Raw genomic sequence first — 18,704 nt, 5'->3', positions numbered from 1 at the left:
TATCTTACCCCCATCCCATTAATCTTCTAACGGTTCCTTATTGGGCGTCCCCGCCTTACGCGGATAACGCTTTGGTGTGTGCCGAACCTTGTCGATGACCACGATGTGGCGTTGGTCACCACTCACAGGCAGTGAGAAGGCCTCATCGGCCGCCAGCTTGCCACCGAGAGTCACAATGGCCGTCTGGCTCACAGCGAGTTCATCCTCGGTCTGGGCCGCCTTCAAGGCCACGAATTGGCCCCCAACCTTGGCGAGTGGTAAACACAATTCGCTAAGCACGGACATCCGAGCCACGGCGCGGGCCAACACGAGGTCGAAACCTTCGCGATTGGCGGCACGCTTACCCCCGAATTCTTCGGCACGGGCATGATGAAAGGCCACACCGGTTAGGTTAAGCTTAGCGGCGAGTTCATTTAAGAACGTGATTCGCTTGTTCAACGAGTCCACGATCGTCACCTGGAGCTGTGGGAACATGATCTTCAAAGGTAGTGACGGAAAACCGGCACCCGCCCCAACATCACAGACCGTTAACGGTTCCGTGCGCATCGCGTCCACGTAAAAAGCCGGGGTCAGTGAGTCGTAAAAATGTTTCAGGTAGACGTCTGGCTCCGCGGTAATCGTGGTTAAATTTACGTGTTCGTTGGTCGCAACTAAGAACTCATAGTAGGTCGCAAATTGCTGTTCCTGTGTTGCGGTTAAATCAATGCCTTGCGCTGCTAACGCGGCACGAAACTCTTCTGGATTCATACGTTAATCTCCCAGTTCACTTCTGTGAAACAAGATTGTTTCACGTTTGGTTATACTTTACCTTACTTACTGGCGAAACGCAACTCGTGACCCCACGAACTGGCGGGGTTTTCCGCGGCGTTTCGCTCACACGTCGATACCTATTATACCGAAAACTGGGCTCACATGAAACGCCTATTCCTGAGGAAAACTAACGGAGGGGTGATTCCCGCCTTGCCACTGGGAATCACCCCTCCAAAATTTGTTTTTATATTGTCTTGGTTCTAGGGTCAAGGTCCTGAGGATTGCCCCGGCGGGGCCTTCCGGGTGGTTCTGAGGAGGCTGGAACGCCATGGGCACGTCGGGAAGCCAAAGCGCGGTCTCCCCGAGCGGCCTTATTGTAAGTTGGCAAAGAACGCCAACCAACAATAACGACACGGCTGAGCCTCCTCAGAACCACCCTCCAGGCTTTCCCTTAGCCATTGTTGCGTCGATCACACCTGATTTTTCTGGGAGTGACGGTGGTGAAAGTTCCGAAATGCGCTACGCCAATTCACCACCTATTCTGACTGGTGAACGGCGACTCATCCCCATAACGCATGAACATGTGCCACATTGTCATGACAACCACTATCCTCAGCCGGAGTTGACCAGGGGTGGAATCCTGTGTCGAGTTTCTTAGGCCGGTGAACTGCCGGTCTTAGAAACTGGGACGTCTTCAAGACCCACGGGTTGTGTGGGGCTGGAAGCGAGTCCGAAGACCGCTCCTCAGGCTTCGGGCGTGCCCCACAGGACGGAACCCCTGGTCACCGCAGGCGACGAACTCCCGACAATATCAGATAAACGGCCCATTGACGATACGCCGTGAACTGGTCAGACGAGGCCGGTGTTTGGCAAAACCCGTGTTGTTCACCGTGACCGTGTCGATGATGGGTTGGCCCAGATAGAGCGGGTGACTGGTGATGCTGGCTAGCCCGCGCTGAATCGTGATGACGTTATAGGTCACCGCGTCGTGGACCTCGTGATAGTGTGGGTCCTGGCAATTGATGTAGGTTGAAGCCGACCCGACGGCCGTGACCGGAATGGTACTTTCAACTAAGTAGCTGGCCGCAAAGTGTAAATGGCCGGTAAAGATGCCCCCGATATTGTGGCCGTGGAGAATCGCCAGGAGCTCGCGATTATTTTGCAGTAAAGCGTAGCGCATGGGACGCAGTGCCGGCGCGTCTAACGGATGATGGAGAAAAATGAAGGCCCGGCGGCGCGGCGCTAAGTGGAGATTCTTGTTCAGCCAGTCCAGCTGTTCGCGGTCGAGCCACCCCGCCTCCTTGTTCTCTTCCCATTTGGAATCCAAAAAATAGAAGTCCATGTTCTGGTGGACCTGTTTGTAGGCGTAGTACGGCAGATCAGGTTGGGATAAGTAGCCGTTGTTAAAGGCCTCACGGTCGTCCTGGTCCCCTAAAATCACTTCAATCGGTGCCGCCAGGCGTTGCGATTGTTCACGCAGATAGCTGTGAAACCGGGCATAATCCCCGGCCGTGCCACCCTGCAAGAGATCGCCACTCAAGACGACGAGGTCTGGCTGAAGCTGGTGTTCCAGGACGTCGTCGAAGACCCGCTGAAGCTTCTCCTGCGGCAGTAAACGTTGGTGGTACTGCGGATCGACCCCCGGCGCCGTGAGTTGTGAATCTGATAAATGGATAATGGTAAATTTATTCATGTCCCCGTTGCCCCCCAAACAGATGATGGCCGCCGGGGATCGGTCACCCGGTGACGGTTAAACGCCGATAATCACTAAGTTAGGTCTAGCATAGCGATCTTATGTAAATTAACCGTGTGGTCCACGTCAACATCTTGTAAAGTTTCCGCAGATAGTGAGCAAACGCGCCTGCTCTGCCTGGTTTCTTTGACTGCAAATCAGACCTACTTTGTGAGTATCGATCACAAAGTTGCTTATATTTGGAGGGATATCGGAAACACAGTCAGTGATCAAAAAAACGGACTGAATTCACACAGAATTCAATCCGTAAATGTACTAGCTAGTTGTGACGCTTTGGTGGTCGGGAAAACCAAAGCATCGGTAACCACGTGATAATCAGTAAGATTAAGGTATCGAATTCCGTAGCGGACATACGATCATCCTCTTCCCCTTGATTTACCTTTTATCATACGCGGTCAATGTATCGATTTCGTATGGAAATGACACTCGTTTACGTAAAATTTGTGTAACGAAAACAGAGTCTTAGCTTTCTTGCAGGTTCAGGTTACTTTCCTCATCAAACAAGTTGATGTAGTAGTCAGTGGAATTTGATCGACTGGCATAATGGTCAACCTTCGTTAAGTTTTCTACCAATGCGGCGACATCTGGCGCTTGATCGAACAGACCATCATTCTTCATTTGAGTTACTACAGAAGCGACATCACCACCCATGACAACCAAATGCTTTGGCTGAACGATAGCGCATTCTTGAATGAAGAGTTCGGCACTCTTGCGGTAGGCTTCCTCGTGTTCGGTATCCCGTGGCTTGTTAAAGGCCTTCACAACCTTAGAGGCTTCCGTTTCAATCGTGTTCTTCAGAATATCAGTCACGTAACAGCCACGGAAGACGTCATGATTTGTCATCATAGCCAGGTTGAAGACGTGGGTCAGCGCTGACCCTTTGGGATCGATTTCGTGGAAGTTATACCATTCTTTACCTTCGAAGATGTTCTTTTCTCGCCGTGAAATGTTCAAGGCTAAGAAGAGATAATTCCGGTTAAAGACCGGTTCTGCCGCAAAGGCTTCTGATGGGAAGTTATAGTCTAGCTTCAACGCGTCGGTGACTGCTCGCGGCTTAAGTTCGGTATGGTCGGCTGCCATGCGTGCTTCAATCGTCGCCATATCGGGCCGATTCTTATAGGTCAAAAAAGAACCAATATCAGCTAACGTCAGGTCTCTTAGTTCACCGGGATGCGATTCACTAGGAGCCGTGAAGCCTGTCTTAACTGCCATTAATTTTTCGCAAATTTCCTTCGTTGTTGCCATAATAATAACCACCCTTTTTTATTAATTTCCCCTCACTCGGGGTTACTTACTGAGGCTATTATCTCAATTTGGACTGTCACACGATGTCAGTTTAGACGTCTCGTGTCACTTTTTCGAAGAAATTCAAAAAAGGCCAATTCGCAAATGAATTGGCCTTTCAGCGCCTAGCTAATGCGCCTATGTTTTAGATATGGCATTCTCCTCAAAGAAGAATTCTAGGCTACCATATCTAAACACAACTTAATATTACAGGACGCAAGTGTTATTTCTCTTTAGAATGCCTACCTGTTTCCGTAAAGTTTGTGTCTCGAGCCTTCATCCCACAGAAAAAGAGCCCAGGATTTCTCCCGGACTCTTCAGAATTCTGTAAGTAACGAAGACTAGTTCTTAATAGCGCGAACTTCTTCGAGGAACCACTTGTTGAAGGCAGCGGCATCAATGTCAACGGAAACCTTGGCATTGGTCTTGCCATCATGGTAAGCACCCCGGATGTCACCGACAGTTTCACCAATGGCAGCGCCAGTGGTAACCACGTCGATCCACATGTCTTCAGTAGTAATTGCTTCTGGGTGAAGCAGGTAGAAGATCGTGTTCACATCGTGCATCGCAATCCCGTTGCTGTTGTTATCACCATCATTGATGATAATGTCATGCAACATCTTACCAGTTTCACTAATCTTTGGTAATTCTTCGATGCTGTCGTGAGTTAAGAGGGCCTTCATGGTAATGTCCAGGCCAACCATAACGATTGGAATACCAGACTTGTAAACGATAGCGGCTGCATCTGGGTCGGTGAAGACGTTGAATTCAGCAGCACTCGTCATGTTACCCTTACCTAAGGCACCACCCATGGCCACGATCCGTTCGATGTGGCTCTTAACTTCTGGGTATTCAGAGAAGAGTAAAGCAATGTTGGTGTATGAGCCAGTTGGAACCAAGGTAATTGGTTCGTCACTAGCCATGATTTCATCATGGAGAGCTTCGACGGCCGTCTTGTCTAATGGCTTAGGCAGGTCGGTTGGGAAGTCGTAACCAGGCATCCCTGATTCACCGTGAATCCGAGCAGCATCTTCAAAGTCCTTGAAGAGTGGTTGTTCGGCACCGGCAGCAACTGGGATGTTCGCATTGAAGAAACGCACAATCTTTTGAGCGTTGATGGTGGTCTTGTCGACAGTGACGTTACCTGCAACAGTCGTGATCAGCTTCAAGTCAATGCTTGGGTCGTTGATCGCCATCGTTAAGGCAGCAGCATCATCAATTCCTGGGTCAGTATCCATAATAATCTTTGTAGTCATCATTATTTCCTCCCAATGAAAATTTGGTTTTTAACAGCGGCCGAAACCGCTTACGTTTAACCCTTGAGTAAAACCCTGTCATTACAACAGGGCACTAAATACCAGGTCGAGTAGGAATAACCCACCCAAGAGGTACACTGGCCAGGTCAGGCTCTTGCCTTGACCCAACGCCAGCTTCATCACCGGATAACACACAAACCCGAAGGCTAATCCGGTTGAAATACTATTGGTAAATGGAATCAGCACAATAATTAGAAAGGCTGGGAACCATTCGGAGAAGTCTGTCATCTTAATGTTCCCGATGGCAGCCATCATGATCGCACCGGTAATCACAATCACTGGCGCAATCGCCGCGGAAGGCACATAGGCCAACAGCGGAACAAAGATGAGTGAGAGGCCAAACATGACCGCGGCCACTAAGGCCATCAGGCCGGTTCGACCCCCACTCTCGATACCCGAGGCACTTTCTGCGGCGGCAACGGTTGGGCTAGTGCCCAGGAAGCCGGAGAAGAAGGTGGTAACAGCGCTACCCTCGAAGGTCTTCTTGAACTTCTTTTGGTTGGGTAGGAGGCCCTGTAAGAGCCCCATCGACTCGAAGACCAGAATCATGGTCATCGAGAAGGCCGCCAGGATGAACGGCGTGCTGAGCCAGTGCGAGAAGTCATTTTTAAATAAAATCTCGTGATACTGACCCAACCGCGCCAAGTCAACCTTGGGCGTGTCACTGTCCTTAACGCCGAAGAAGAAGGCTAACAGGCTGGTCGCAATGATTGCGATGAAGAAGTTCCCCTTCACCTTACGGATGTAGAGGACCAGACTCAACACCAACCCGAACAAGGCCAGGAGTGGTGTGGGCTTGGTGAGATCTCCCAACACAATCAGAGACGACTTACCCGCCACGATGAGACCCGCCTTTTCCAAGCCAATCTCGACTAGGAACAGACCAATCCCCGCGGTAATCCCGCTCTTCAACGATTCGGGTATCGCCGTCGAAAGAATCGTCGCCACCTTCGTAAAGGCGATTAGCATGTAGACGAAACTCGCAACGGCCGCGATCCCGAGGGCTTCTTGCCAACTCAGACCCATGTTCACCACGATGGTGTAGGTAAAGAAGGCATTGACCCCCATCCCCGGTGTCAGAATGATTGGTGCATTGGCCCAGAAGGCCATGACCAGACACCCAATCACCGAGGAGAAGATGGTCGCGAAGACACTGAGATCCGTAGGGATCCCGGCATCCTTAAGAATCAGCGGATTAACGATAATGATGTAGGAGATGGCGAAGAAGCCCGTGATCCCCGCGATTATTTCGTTACGGACGACATCCTTGTTTCGCAAGGCTTCGCGTAACGTCATCTCGTTCGCTAAGTCGGCTTGCGCTTGTTGCTTATCCATTAGATTAATTTCCTATCTTTCAATACGTCATTACCCGACGTACGTACTTTTATCGGGCATTGCAACCGAATGCTTTCACCCACTCGGCTGGGTTTCACTCCCGCATGGAAGGTCGGCACCCGGACAGACATCCCGGGAAAGTCCCGTTTTGTCGCTGTCCTTCTAGTATAACCTAGATTCGCTGACACAGATAGCCCAGAAGCCAATGGCCCTGGGCTATCAATTTTAAAACGTTAAGCTATTTGAATCGGGTTTACCAAACGAATAATCCAACCATACCGGCTGAAAGTAAGGAAACCAGAATCCCGGAAAGAAGCATGTAACCAACGTTTCTGGAGATAAGTTCGTTGTTTTCGCGGTCAACAATCCCCTTGAAACAACCGATAATCATCCCAGTAGTTGAGAAGTTAGCGAATGAAGTCAAGAAGACAGTCAAGATGGCACGGTAGTGAGGTGAGAAGGCGTTCGTGTTGATAGTACCAGCAATCTTACCCATGACAACGAATTCGTTAGTCACTAACTTCGTCCCCATGTATTGCGCAAAACCGAAGGCATCGTGAACGTCCAGACCCATTAACCATGCAAATGGGAACATGATTACCCCTAAGATGTGTTCCAGGGATAATACTGGGCTAATCAAGCCAAGTAACTTGTCAATCAAAGCAGCTAAGGCAACGAAGGCAATAACGTTACCAGCGATGATTAAGATCAGACGGCCGGCACCCATGATAGAGTCACCCAAGAATGAGAAGAATGGTTCCTTCTTGCCGTCGTCTTCAACTTCTCCCTCTTCAGCAGCAACGCTGGAGCCACCGATCTTAGCGATCGTGTCTTCTTCAGGTGTTACTTCGACAGGGTTCAAGATGTTCGTGACGATGATGGCGTTCAAGATGTTAATTGGAACGGCCGTCAAAACGAATTGACCTGGAACCATTTGGGTATATGCACCCAAGATGGAAGCCGTGATACATGACATGGACATCATGGCAAGGGTTAAGTTACGTTCCTTACGCATCGTCTTTAATTGTAATTGAGAAACGGCGAGGGCTTCAGTGTTCCCTAAGAACATCATTTCAACAGAGAAGAATGATTCGAACTTAGGTTGGCCAGTGATGAAGGATAAGCCACGGCCGACCCACTTGATGATCCAAGGTAATACCCCGATGTAAGTCAAGATATCGAACATTGGAACAACCAACAGGATTGGTAAGAGTGAACTGGTAATGAAGTTCATGGACTTAGCAGTCCCACCGAATTGTGGCGTTACCCAGTTAGGTAAGGCGAAGACAATCCCTTGGTAGGCAACTTGGACTAACCAGTTGAAACCATCGGCGGCACCCTTAACGATGTCTTGTCCGATTTGGAAACTAGTGAAGAACCAAGCTAAGACAAGGTTCAATACCAAAACAATAACAGTTGACTTCCAGTTGATCTTTTTCTTGTTCTTCGAGAACAAGAACGCAATGGCGAGGTAAACAAGTACCCCTAACATGTTAATAAAAATCATTGGTCGAAATACCTCTTTCCGAATTTTTTAACCGACGACCCGTCAGTTTTAAACAAACCGTTAAGTGGTCCCTAAGAATCTCTATGTACCACAGTTGTTGAAACGTTCATCGCGGTGTCGACGCCCGGATCGTATTCGTCAGAGAATTGGTGAATAGGTCCCTGCGAAGGGACTTGAATAATTGATGAATCTTCTTCTGACGATCTACACGACCCTTGGTTGGTCGAAAATGTTCCTGCGATGCTGTGCCCCTCACCTCCTTTCATGGTGCTAGTTTAACGTGCTGCGTTTTATTATTGCGTTAATTCATTCATAAAGCTATGTCCGGCGGCGTTACGCGCCAGGCCGAAGTTCTCAAGCACCGTGGCCCCAACATCCGCTAAGGTCCGGCGAATACCCAAGGCATGGGCGCTGGGCCGAGATGGCGAATAGGCCATCAATGGCAGGTACTCGCGAGTCGGCTTACCTGGCATGGTCGGGTCTCCGGCGTGCGTGGCGGTCAGGATGAGGAGGTCGTTAGCCCCCATGTCATTCATGACCTGCGCCAGGTAGTGGTCCGCGTTCATCAACGCCTTCCCAAACTCCCCAACGTTCCCTTCCTCACCCGCGAAACGAAATTCCGGAAGCATCACCGTGGCCACCCCAGAGGCTGGTCGGTAGAGCTGGTCGTAGAGGACGCGGAAGGCATCCTGATTACTGCCGATCTGGAACCGTTCAACGGTATCCTGCGTTTGCAGGTAGCTAAGGAAAGGGCCGGCAACAGTTACGGGATAACCTGCCACCGGTAATGTATCGAACACGCTGCGGGTCCGGGTCTCCCCGGTGTAGTCCCACATCTCCCGTAAGCCCGTGGCCCGCCCGTTATCACTGGCGGCCATGTGCAGGCGGCCAAAGAAGCCGTCGGGATGTTCGATAGGTGGGACGCCCGGTAGCGGATGGTCAACCCGAATGTTTCCGAGGCCCAAGCGCTGTAATGTTGGAAGATTTAGTTTACCCGACCAACTAGCCGCCACATGTCCAATTGTATCTGCGCCAACGGATTGAAAGCGGTTAGCGTCGGGGGCTTCGCCTAAGCCTAAGCCGGCAAAATCAATAACAAAGATGCGATGAAAAGCCACCGTTGCTCACTCCTTCGTAACCACCCCGTCAAAAACGACGTTGGCAAAATTTCGGTCTAGTAATAATATACCGTTTCCATCGCCGCCTGTAAATGGCTGATTGCATAATTTCTGAGAAACCCATTTCCGAACATTACGCCCCTTAACGATCCTTGCGACTCTAAGAATCGCGGCAGATCACAGATATTGGCGAAAACGTTTTCTTTTTCGTTAAACGGTTTACGTTACATTTATACATTTATAATGGCGATTTCATTTACCTAACTGCCGGGATCGGGTTAATTTCGACCGATAAACCGGTCAGGTGGTGGATAACTGAACAATAAGAATTGGCTGAAGAATAGCCGAACAAAACTGATACAATTGGTAAGCGGTTCCAATTGGTCTAGGGACGCCGCAATTACCCAGATAGATGGTGGGCTGGGACCTTCCCTCGCTCGCTACCGGCCAGCGAAGTGAAACGGCCTACTAGCCGATTCTCCCCCGCGCTATCCGAGCTTCACCCGCTGTCGTGGGAATCTTATTTATACCAATTCCCAATCAATTCACACCGGTAATGGATCGTCTAAAGAATAGGTCCTCCTATAACCAACGGATAGAGCGGACTGTTGCGACCCTTACGATGACCAACCCACGTCATTAAGGGATCACACGGGCCGTGGCGTCGGAAAAACAAAATTTTAGAAAGCCAAAAAAGTGCATAAAAAAACGAACTTCAAGTTTGAAATGGAGATGACTTGAAGTCCGCTAACTCACGGAAAGGAGGTTGTGATTACTACTAAATTCCCGTTTCGTAATCAATTTAATTCTTAATCGCCTCATAACTATATTTTTCCAACTGAGCTGTCACAGCCGTTCTCATATTATTTAATTTCTGGCTATCGTCTCAGCTTGAATCAATTTTCTTAATGCCTTCATTACCCTAACAGAACACGCTATATCGATTCTTGTTGAAATCCTTGCATGACCTCTGTCACCGTAACATAGGAGCTCTAGTGAAACTCTGGAACTGTCGTCTAATCTTTGGAAACATCCACGCTTACGTCAAGCGCTAAGCTTAAAGCAGATATTAAGTTGTTGATGAAACTGTAACCTGGTACCTGAAGCTACTAGAGTTCTTTAGAAGGGTTATCGGAGTTGTCAAAAACTTTTTTTCAATGGTGCGGGATCCTGAATCGTAAAACCTGTCTCGCGTCAAAACGGAAATCGGTTTCTTGAAGCAGTTACCAACTAGATTTGAATCTGAAAAACTGAATCTCACAACTCTTAATTCCTTTCCGCACCTTTATAGTATCACGTGTTGTAAGCGTTTACAACAAAAATAACAATAAATTTCAAATTTATTTTTGACCAAGTTTAGCCCCAAAAAGTCAAGTTTATTGCTCACCTGCAAACGCCGTCATACCGGCGTTAGAAGCTTGTTGACAAGACAATTTCAGTGGACCGCTCCAGGTATGAAATTGGCTACCCAATCTTAATTTAGGTGGGCGTCAAAATTCCCCGGTTGGATCCGTTAATTTAGATGGCAAAATTTTTATGAATCTGCTTGGAAAATCCTATTAGACCATCAAGATTGTCTGACCCGCACCCGCTGATGCTTCAGAACTAGTCTTCTCAGCCTGGAGGGAGGGTGTTGTGCGGGCTCAGTGGTGAACTTAGTCTTAGCGGAGGGATTTTCTCCGGTTAGACTAAGACCGGATTTTGAGACCGCTCTTTGGCTCAAAACCGTGTCCACCACGTTCCAGCCCGCACAACATCCTCCCGGAAGGCCCGCAGACCCGAGTACAAAAAAGCACCGCCAGCGGGTCATGACCGCCAACGGTGTTACACAACATATGAATCAATTCCAGGCAAATCCATGGGTTCTTGTTTGGAGGAAAAGTTTCACAGAATAGCTTAGTAAATTGATTCCAAGTTAAGTAAAAAACAAGTCTCTGGCTTGTGCGCCATACTCAGCGCACACCATAGTTATACCGCGAATTGACGCCTTTTGCACTCTTTTTGACCCGATCTTTTCCGCTCTAGCCGAACGAACGCCGGTAAACAGGTGTTTATAGGAAGAAATTATTTTTTAACTAATTCAAAAAGCCCGTCAAAAGACGAGCTTCTAAATTAACTAGTTTAGTACCAAACAGGCTTGTCGCCATCGGTGTTGGGCTTGTTCACCCCAAGAGAAGCGTGAATGGCTTGCGTTGGATCGGCCACCAGCTGGGTAACCAGAGCCGCAATACTCTTCCGTGAAACTTCGGTACCCTTGAAAGGTTCGCCCTTCTGAGTGGTTTCGTAGTCAATCTCATCGCGGTTGCTCAACCAAGCTGGCCGGATAATCGTGTAGTCCAGGTCGGATCCTTCGATAACCTTGGCAGCGGCACTGTACGTTTCGAGGTAACCGCCATCTAGCATCTTGTGGTTGAACTCACCATACTTGCCAGGCACTTCATCGTAAATCCCCAGCGTGGAGATCCAGATCAAGCGCTTAACATTGGTGGCATCCATCGCCGCCACAACTGTCTTGGCTTGGTCTTCGATGTTGTCGCCGGCTAAGTTGGCGTAAACGATGTCGGTGTCGGCCATGGCAGCCTTCAGGTCGGCTTCGTTGTCGGCGTCCCCATCAACCACCTTAACCCGACTACCAGCGGCGTCGGCCAAACGGCTGGCGTTACGCAGGAACAGCGTTAAGTGATTCCGATCATTGGCTAATAATTGTTCGGTAGCCAACTGGGCAATGCGACCGTTGGCACCTAAGATTAAGACATTTGTCATATGAAGACCCTCGTTTCTTTTTAGTTTATGGTTATACTGTAATACTCGTAGTTACATTAAGCAAGCCAGACGTTTCAAGGCTTCCTGACCAAAATGGCCGAACCGCCACGGCCCCAATTGACGCCGTGGTATAAAATTCTTTATATCACGCGAATTAACAACCACAATTACGCGGTTTTCTTGATCGTCTGTACGGCGCAGGCCTGGAGGGTAGCTTCTGAGAGGGCTCAGCCATGTCGTTATTGTAGGCTGGCGTCCTTTGCTAGCCTACAATAAGGCCGGTCCGGTAGACCGCTCTTCGGCTTCCGGACGCGCCCATGGCGTTCCAGCCCTCTCAGGAGCTACCCGGAAGACCGGAGCCACCAGACCCGCAGAATGAAAAAAAGCGCTGCGACCAAAGCCGTAGCGCTTCCGCTTAGATTAACATTAACGTAACGCCTTGAAGTGGCGTTAAGCTGTCACCCAAGTCACCGAAAACCAGTTCCTTCTTGAAGACTGGTGAGTCGAGCTCAACTAAATTGGTTTTATCAATGCTCAGATGATAACGGCCGTGCTTATCCCGTTCCAAAGTGTAATTAATAAATTCCTGTTCAGGGGCGTAAGTCGCAAAGTGGGCAGCGTAGTGACCGGTCTGATGGGAAACGACCAGACGAATCCCGTTTTCATCTCTAAAAATGTGCAAAATTGTTCACTCCTAAATTGATTGGAAATTATCCGATTTTGGCAGAAAATAAAAAAGGAAGGGTCGTGCTCAGGTACCCCCTCCCGCTATCAACACGTGGTCAATCGGTGGGGGAGCTCCGTGGCGCGACTGGTGGCAACCACGGCCCAGCAGCAATCTTCGATCGACCTCCGGGTACACAGTGATGCCAGCCCTACCAAACGTCGAACACGCTTGGCATCACCAGATAATTCCTCTATGTACTTCGATTGTACCATACTTACCCTGAAAAGATCAGTCAGGAGCGAAATCCCAATCGCCCTCTCATTTTAGCTGGCCCTTGTCTGCGTGGGGCAAACATGTTTCAATAATGAATAGCGCTCGGCGACGGCTCTCGGCCCGCCAGCAGATTCGCCCAATTAAGACTATACTATTTATAATAAATACACGCATGGAGGCCCTACAATGGCAAACACGAAAAACAGTCAGGCGGCAAAGATTCGCCAACAGATTATCAGCTGGCTTCAAGATCCAGCAGAAACGGAAGTCGTCTCCCAGGAAAAGTTCCCCGGGATTCGCGGGATTAGAGCGGTCAGTCTACGACAAAAACTAGTTGCCCTCGGCTACGCCAACTCCGCGGTCATGGGTGCCGTCTCCGCGGCCCCTTCCGTCGATCCTCGGCTCAAGAAGGCCGCCCGCAAGCCGCGTCAGGTCTTCTACTATTTCGATGGCGAACCCGACACCACGCCAGCCCCAACGGTCAGCCCCGTCGTCAAGGTCGCGACGAGCCAGCCTAAGGCCTCGCGACCCACTACGACGCCCCAGCAGGTCACTCGGACCGTGGCACCAGCTACCGCGGGCCTCAGTGGCACCAGCGCCTTCAGAGACCTTCTGGCAACCAATCAGGCCCTTCACAGCCAGGTCGACGCCTTGCTAGATGCCGCCCAACAACAGCGGCCCTTAGGTGACCTCGAATTGTCCTTCCTAACGGACTTCACCGCCCAGGTTGCCAAACAAACCGAACTATTGAATGCTTTGGCCACGCAAGAACGCATCGATCAACTGCGGCACTAGGCTCTTGCTCAATCATTAGCATACTAAATAAGGCTCTAAATAATTCAGTTTTTGAAACTTTTTCTTCAAAAGGTCTTGACTTTTAGTCCCGTAACCCTTATCCTTTTATAAATTACTTTTAAGGGGGACGATTGCTGTGGCATTACATGAAAACGATCGCGTCTTTTGTGAAAAGACCGAGCTCTTCTCAGATTCATTCTACGGCACCATTACCAAGATGTATGAACACTCTGCGATAGTTAAGGTTGAACCAGACCAACTGTCAAAGAAAGAAACCGACAAAATCGACTCCTTCGGTGATCTCGTTGTGATTCGCCAAGCAGAACTTCAATTGGTCGACGCTGAGGGTAATCCAATGGATGAACCTGAGGAAGACGAACCTTTAGAAGCAGCAGAATAGCACGTTAGACAAGGGAATGTGACGTCGGCCACGTTCCCTTTTTCGTATGCTCTTTTTGGCTTAGAACGGAAACTGCCAACGATGCGCACCGATTCCGCCTTACCGGGGACCAGCTAGGGGGCTGGAACGCAGTGGGCACGTTTCCGAGCCAAAGGGCGGTCTCGCAAGCCGGCCTTGTTGTAAGTGGTGGAAATTCACCCCCACTAACAACAACGACACCGCTGAGCCCCCTAGCCGGTCCCCTCACGGCTGATAGTGAGCACAGCCTGGCAACTCACTTCACTCGTTTCAATAACACCACGCAACGTGTCCGACATTTCTGTGGCTTGATGACACCTACACTTTGTCTTGGTCGCGAGCAATCTTAGCCGGAGGAGGACAGGGATGGAGCCGGCCGTGACGATTGCGTTAGGCCGGGCGCTAGGTTTTTCCCGGTCTTACAGCATGGGCGACTTTGAAGACCCACACCCCTTGCGGGGCTTCAAATCGAGCGAGAAGCCCAAGGGGCTGAAGCGTCCCCACAGCAGGCGGAATCCCTGTCAGCCGCAGGCGACCATATTCAAGACCAAAATAAAAGAGGTGTCAGCAACGGCACCTCCCTCTGCGCGGAACAGAGTATTTTTTGAGTGGTTTATTCGGCGTCAATAACGCCAGCGATCTGTCGCATGAGCTCTGGGAGTTCTTCGACCAGCACATCACTAACGTGTTCTTCAACCTTCCGACCTCTGGCCGTGATTTGAAAAACATGGTAGCGGCGATCGGTTGGCAACGTTTCATCCTGAATGAACCCACCATTTAACAACCGGCTAATCTGAATTGAAACCATTGATTGGCCGACGTTCAACCGCCGGGAAAGTTCGCTGGTGCTGATCTTTTCCGTCGCGAGTTCATGTAAAATCCGGTACTGTTCAAACGTAATTGCATCTCCACTGCTCGGTCGCTTGATAAAGGGACGCAGAAGCGAATTCAATTGGTGAATCCGGTCGACGTCCACGGCCAACTTGTTGGCTTCCATCATGATGCTCTTCCTCCTCGTGACCCGGTGATATGCCGCACCGGTAGTCCTTAACATAGTCATAGGTAGTTGGCGATTCATGGGTAAAAAGCATAATCCCTTAAAGTTACCGCCCCTAAACATCCTACCATAGATAACTGACTATATTATAAACAAATCACATCTTAGCCAAATTTCTTTATTACCAAACTAATATGACCGGCATTGTCAGTGTCGCTGAACCCTGTTATTCCGCCACGTCGCGCTCATCCTCGTACCTGTATCTGCGGGTATCCCCATCGAGAACTTGACGCACCAGTTCTTCAACCTCTTCGTCTGGAAAAACCAGGCCAACCTTAGACAAAAGACCCTTGGCTAACCCAACATGTTCTTCCAGGCGATCCGCTATGACTTCCTCGGAAGTCATGACATAGTCGAACTGCTTGTCGTTATGATGCTGGTTGTCGGCGAAGTCTTGTCTGCGTGACTGGGCCTTGAACAGGTCCCGGGCCTCGTTGATATGCGTCCACAGTCTGTCTTTGGTATCGCAAACAATCATCTCCATTCCATTCTTTAACTGGATCTTGACCTTCCCTTTGACGCCAAATGAATTAATCTCGTCAACGAAGTGGCCATTGATCCAGCTATGATGACCCCCCTTTTGAGGTTTGTCGGTTGGGACCATTAGGAAACGGCCGACAACGACTGGGTAGGGTTGCGTCAAGTGGTATTTCTTCGCCGCAATGGCCATATCAAGCTTCATATGCCCGGCAGCCGCGCGTCCCTTGTTAATCACCTTGGTTGGATTCATATCCGTTCTAAAGATATGGTCATTAACCCAGACGATGGCTTGGCGCTGTTGCCGCGTGGTACTCATGTTCTTGATAAAGACAATGTTGGGCCAATCAAAATCACTATTGGTGCCGGGGTACTCATCAACCACATCTTCAAGTCTTAACTTGGTAAAATCCAGGACGCCAGTTTCTTGAATCTGTTCTTTCATCTCGGGCCGAAGACCCTTGATGTGACTAAGAGTTGAACTCTTCAATAGCATGCTCCAATGGTCATTTTGGCTTCTTAAATGCTTTACCAGGGTTGGTCCCTACCCACGTACATAATGGCATGAAACACGAATGATAGCAAGAAATATACTCAGCTTGTATAAAAAAGAAACATCAGCGTAATAACTGACACAAAGCGGTCTAAACGATGTCTACCGGTAATTATTATGCGGGTTATACACGAACTATAATCTATTTTATACAATTTAAATCCGTTTTCTCACCTAATCTTCACCCAACTCTCGCATTCTCCTGGTATACTCGGCAAAACTGGAGGGATTGGCTATCATGCAAGAACCACAAGACATCGTGAATTCACTAGGAAAAGTGTTGACCTTGATTCGTCTGATTCCCGGAGATGGGGTTCCCGTGTTCTTTGTCGCCCGTAACCTCGACATCCCCGAATGGTACCTGCAAGCCCTCGAGGACGATAAACTCCCCCGGCCCGGCCTGAATCGCCTCGCGCTAATTCTATTGACTTACGGCCTCACCCTTGACCTGCTCGACGAATACCAGGTGGACCCAGACCTGACCACCACGCTCTTCAAAGAAGGCCTACGTAAAAACAAGGAACTTCGGAACACAGACCTGGGCGAAGAGATCGACTGGCCCGACACCACGGCATTCTCCCAAAGCTACGGGATCGTCAGCATGACCGATAAGGCTGACCGCAATAGCTATGCCGATATTCTGCGGGTCTTGCGTAAAGCATTCGACGGCGCGTCGATCCCCGCCGCCAGCCAACGCTATGGCGTCGCCCCCATCATCTACTGGCAAATTGAGGCCGCGCGGATACCAACACCAACCAAAGTCATTACCGAGCTCAAGGAACGCCTGCACACGGACGACCTCACCCCCTTCTTGATGGCTCCTGACCTCTATCAGGCGATCTCCCAGCAGTTAGCCGATTATCAGGAGAACTTACCAGCGTCTCGAGCGTAGAGGCTTAGACACGATTTTAAGGGGATTAAAATCGTTTTTGGGTGGTTAGCGTCCCGATTATTTATATATTAATAAATAATTAGGCTCATATTTTGATGGATTTCCGACTAAAATTGACAACTTTCTATCCCGCTTTCTAAAGTCATATCTCTTCCGAGACAAAACAGAATATGTACAAAATACCCTCACCGAAAAATTCGGTGAGGGTATTTGAGACTAGATTTAGTTAGTATTAGCCAACGTAGCTAGTGTCTTTTACTGGAGTGGTTGTAGTAGCAGTGGTGGTAGTAGTATCTGCTTTGTCAGCAGGTGACTTTTCACCAGTTACAGTCGTTGCCTTGTAAAATGCCTTAGCATTATCAGTGGTGCTGTAGAAGCCATCAGCTGAATTGTAAAGGTCGTATCGAGTGTAAGTTTGCTTGTTGTTAACAGTGTATGAAGGCGTGTAGAGTGTCTTCAAGTTGTTAGTAGTTAAGTAAGCTTCAACATCACTAGCAGTGAAGGCAGTATCTGCGGTACCAGTGAAGTGGTTAGCTAATGCTGGGAAAACAACAGTCATTGCTGTGGCAGTATCCCCATCAGCAAAGGCAGTTAATTTCTTAGAACCGTCAACTTGGCCATTGTATGCGTAGAAGTTGATCTTAGTGTCAGCGTTTTGGTTCTTAACCACATATAAGGTAACCGTGTCACCAGTCTTGATGCTACCAGCTAAGGCATTAGCATTCATCGTATCGGTAGCAGTGTACGTGTAACCAGTACCCGCCAAAGTAGCTTTGGCTAAATCTGGCGTAATCTTTGACTTAGCATCAGTAGAAACGTCGGTACCAGTAGCGGTAGAAACAACACCCTTAGCGTCCTTCAAGCCAGTCAAGGTCGTTGACTTAACGTCAGTACCATCGATCGTCTTGAAGTTAACCTTAACGTCAGTCTTGTCATTGAAGACAGTGCTTGGCTTAGTAGCCGTCAAAGCCTTGTAATAGATGTAACCGTCTACTGAAGGGTTCTTAGCGTCCTTAACGTAGTAGTAAAGTGTTCCTTCACGAGACTTCTTAACAGCCTTAGTTACCGTTAATTCATCGGTAGCGTATGGTGTCGTGTCGCTAACCTTAGCAGAAGCACCGTATTGGGTGTAACGAGGAGCTGACCAAGTAACATTCTTAGTACCTGGCTTAGCGAAATACATCGTCGTCGTTGAAGGCATGTCAGCGGTCTTCGTCGTGTAAGACTTCTTGATACCGCCGGCGAAAGTCCCCTTCTTCTTACCGCCGTAAACGTAACCACGGTACTTACCGTCCATGGAAACAACCTTGTAGTAGTAAGTGCCCTTGTTGGTCTTAGCCATCTTGTAGGCGCGGAAGTATTGCTTGGACTTCTTGGAAGTCCCGAACTTCTTCATAGAAGTCTTAGAAAGAACCTTCTTGGCACCCTTTACAACACCTGGCTTGGTGTATAAAGCATTCTTACCATTTGCTTGAACGTTACGCTTTGAACCTGAGTAGCTCAGGTTAGACGTAGACGTTACCTTGGTCTTGGAAGCAGCTTGAGCGGTCGTTGCTGAAACGGCACCTAAACTCAATACAGCTAAACCAAGAAACAATGACTTGGTTAAACGTGATTGCATGTGTATATCTCCTCTGGAATTAAGTAATTTGTTACCGCTATCCAGTATACGGGAGATTGCAAGAATTATCCGAACACTTATTAGAACCTCATCTGTTCCCAGAAGACCTCTAATGGTGTACGCCA

The 18,704-nt window shown here is 49.1% G+C and carries 15 protein-coding genes; 3 read left to right on the top strand and 12 right to left on the bottom strand.

What is annotated here, in order from left to right; translation table 11 throughout:
* Positions 1-18: 18 nt before the first annotated feature.
* The 9 genes from rsmG to OCU14_RS07645 all read right to left on the bottom strand — a co-directional run bounded on the left by rsmG (position 19) and on the right by OCU14_RS07645 (position 12,508).
* Complete coding sequence (gene rsmG / locus OCU14_RS07685) at positions 19-747, bottom strand: 16S rRNA (guanine(527)-N(7))-methyltransferase RsmG (protein ID WP_261810514.1); 729 nt, start codon at positions 745-747, stop codon at positions 19-21.
* 814 nt (positions 748-1,561) lie between these two features.
* The gene (locus tag OCU14_RS07680) at positions 1,562-2,443 is read right to left on the bottom strand and encodes a metallophosphoesterase family protein (protein WP_261810513.1); all 882 of its coding nucleotides are present in this window, start codon (positions 2,441-2,443) and stop codon (positions 1,562-1,564) included.
* 522 nt (positions 2,444-2,965) lie between these two features.
* On the bottom strand, positions 2,966-3,748 hold the full coding sequence (locus OCU14_RS07675; protein WP_261810512.1) for a hypothetical protein: 783 nt from the start codon (positions 3,746-3,748) through the stop codon (positions 2,966-2,968).
* Positions 3,749-4,128: 380 nt separating this feature from the next.
* Positions 4,129-5,043, bottom strand: coding sequence for a ribonucleoside hydrolase RihC (rihC, locus tag OCU14_RS07670; RefSeq protein WP_057877402.1), 915 nt, complete (start codon positions 5,041-5,043; stop codon positions 4,129-4,131).
* An 81-nt stretch (positions 5,044-5,124) separates the two neighbouring features.
* On the bottom strand, positions 5,125-6,438 hold the full coding sequence (locus OCU14_RS07665; protein WP_261810511.1) for an NCS2 family permease: 1,314 nt from the start codon (positions 6,436-6,438) through the stop codon (positions 5,125-5,127).
* A 253-nt stretch (positions 6,439-6,691) separates the two neighbouring features.
* Positions 6,692-7,945, bottom strand: a complete 1,254-nt coding sequence (locus OCU14_RS07660) for a NupC/NupG family nucleoside CNT transporter (RefSeq protein WP_261810510.1) — start codon at positions 7,943-7,945, stop codon at positions 6,692-6,694.
* A 293-nt stretch (positions 7,946-8,238) separates the two neighbouring features.
* On the bottom strand, positions 8,239-9,063 hold the full coding sequence (locus OCU14_RS07655) for an alkaline phosphatase family protein (RefSeq protein ID WP_261810509.1): 825 nt from the start codon (positions 9,061-9,063) through the stop codon (positions 8,239-8,241).
* Positions 9,064-11,184: 2,121 nt separating this feature from the next.
* Positions 11,185-11,826 carry an SDR family oxidoreductase gene (locus OCU14_RS07650; RefSeq protein WP_261810508.1) on the bottom strand — a complete coding sequence of 214 codons (642 nt, stop codon included), beginning with the start codon at positions 11,824-11,826 and terminating at the stop codon, positions 11,185-11,187.
* 415 nt (positions 11,827-12,241) lie between these two features.
* Positions 12,242-12,508 carry a hypothetical protein gene (locus OCU14_RS07645; protein ID WP_057877397.1) on the bottom strand — a complete coding sequence of 89 codons (267 nt, stop codon included), beginning with the start codon at positions 12,506-12,508 and terminating at the stop codon, positions 12,242-12,244.
* 444 nt (positions 12,509-12,952) lie between these two features.
* On the opposite strand from OCU14_RS07645, the gene OCU14_RS07640 reads away from it, so the two are divergent.
* Together OCU14_RS07640 and OCU14_RS07635 are read left to right on the top strand one after the other, a co-directional pair.
* Entirely contained in the window at positions 12,953-13,561 is a 609-nt protein-coding gene (locus OCU14_RS07640; protein ID WP_261810507.1) for a hypothetical protein, read from the top strand.
* Positions 13,562-13,697: 136 nt separating this feature from the next.
* Positions 13,698-13,961, top strand: a complete 264-nt coding sequence (locus OCU14_RS07635; protein ID WP_261810506.1) for a hypothetical protein — start codon at positions 13,698-13,700, stop codon at positions 13,959-13,961.
* Between the two features lie 631 nt (positions 13,962-14,592).
* Here OCU14_RS07635 and OCU14_RS07630 read toward each other — a convergent pair.
* Together OCU14_RS07630 and OCU14_RS07625 are read right to left on the bottom strand one after the other, a co-directional pair.
* On the bottom strand, positions 14,593-14,979 hold the full coding sequence (locus OCU14_RS07630) for a MarR family winged helix-turn-helix transcriptional regulator (RefSeq protein WP_057877394.1): 387 nt from the start codon (positions 14,977-14,979) through the stop codon (positions 14,593-14,595).
* 223 nt (positions 14,980-15,202) lie between these two features.
* A complete protein-coding gene (locus OCU14_RS07625) occupies positions 15,203-16,003 on the bottom strand; it encodes a hypothetical protein (RefSeq protein WP_261810505.1) in 801 nt (266 codons plus the stop codon).
* A 301-nt stretch (positions 16,004-16,304) separates the two neighbouring features.
* Here OCU14_RS07625 and OCU14_RS07620 point away from each other — a divergent pair, with 301 nt between their 5' ends.
* Positions 16,305-16,958 carry a hypothetical protein gene (locus OCU14_RS07620; protein ID WP_261810504.1) on the top strand — a complete coding sequence of 218 codons (654 nt, stop codon included), beginning with the start codon at positions 16,305-16,307 and terminating at the stop codon, positions 16,956-16,958.
* A 232-nt stretch (positions 16,959-17,190) separates the two neighbouring features.
* On the opposite strand, the gene OCU14_RS07615 is transcribed toward OCU14_RS07620, so the two are convergent.
* Positions 17,191-18,579 carry a hypothetical protein gene (locus tag OCU14_RS07615; RefSeq protein WP_261810503.1) on the bottom strand — a complete coding sequence of 463 codons (1,389 nt, stop codon included), beginning with the start codon at positions 18,577-18,579 and terminating at the stop codon, positions 17,191-17,193.
* Positions 18,580-18,704: the final 125 nt, after the last annotated feature.

Source organism: Levilactobacillus humaensis, assembly GCF_024345185.1.
Taxonomy (GTDB): domain Bacteria; phylum Bacillota; class Bacilli; order Lactobacillales; family Lactobacillaceae; genus Levilactobacillus; species Levilactobacillus humaensis.
The sequence above is the reverse complement of the archived record's forward strand: the minus strand, read 5'-3'. Positions and strand labels throughout refer to the sequence as shown.